This is a genomic window from Streptomyces recifensis (genome assembly GCF_002154615.1).
In the GTDB taxonomy this organism is placed as follows: domain Bacteria; phylum Actinomycetota; class Actinomycetes; order Streptomycetales; family Streptomycetaceae; genus Streptomyces; species Streptomyces griseoluteus.
The window spans coordinates 1-756 of sequence record NZ_MUNH01000698.1; the positions used below are offsets into that span (position 1 = coordinate 1).

Here is a 756-nt window from a genome sequence, read left to right on the forward strand (position 1 = left end):
CGGCGAGGGCATGCACCGCTTCACCGACCCCACCGACGGCGAGACCTACGTCTACACCCAGCTCTTCCTCGACGACATCCAGCGCGTCTTCGCCGCCTTCGACCAGCCCGACCTCAAGTCCGTCTTCGACGTGAGTGTCACCGCCCCCGAGGGCTGGCAGGTACTCGCCAACGGCATCACCGAGGACCTCGGCGCGGGCCGCTGGCGCGCCGCCACCACCCCGCTCATCTCCACCTACCTCGTCGCGGTCGCCGCGGGCCCCTGGCACTCCGTACGCACCGAGCACCGCGGCCTGCCCTTCGGCATCCACTGCCGCCGCTCGCTCGCCCCCCACCTCGACACCGACGCCGACGAAATCCTGGACATCACCCGCGCTCTCTACGACCGGTACCACGAGAAGTTCCAGGAGCCCTACCCCTTCGACTCCTACGACCAGGCGTTCGTCCCCGAGTTCAACGCCGGCGCCATGGAGAACCCCGGACTCGTCACCTTCCGCGACGACTTCGTCTTCCGCTCCGCCGTCACCGACACCGAACGGCAGACCCGCGCCATGGTCATCGCGCACGAGATGGCCCACATGTGGTTCGGCGACCTCGTCACCCTCAAGTGGTGGGACGACATCTGGCTGAACGAGTCCTTCGCCGAGTACATGGGCTACCAGACCACCCTGGAGGCCACCCGCTTCACGCAGCCCTGGGTCGAGTTCGGCGTCACCCGCAAGTCCTGGGGCTACGACGCCGATCAGCGCCCCTCCAC

General features: G+C 68.3%; 1 protein-coding gene. It reads left to right on the top strand.

Going from position 1 to position 756, the window contains the following annotated elements; all coding sequences use genetic code 11:
* Nucleotides 1-756 (top strand): M1 family aminopeptidase (locus CCN33_RS28555; protein WP_279628220.1); only part of this gene is annotated, 756 nt, incomplete at both ends.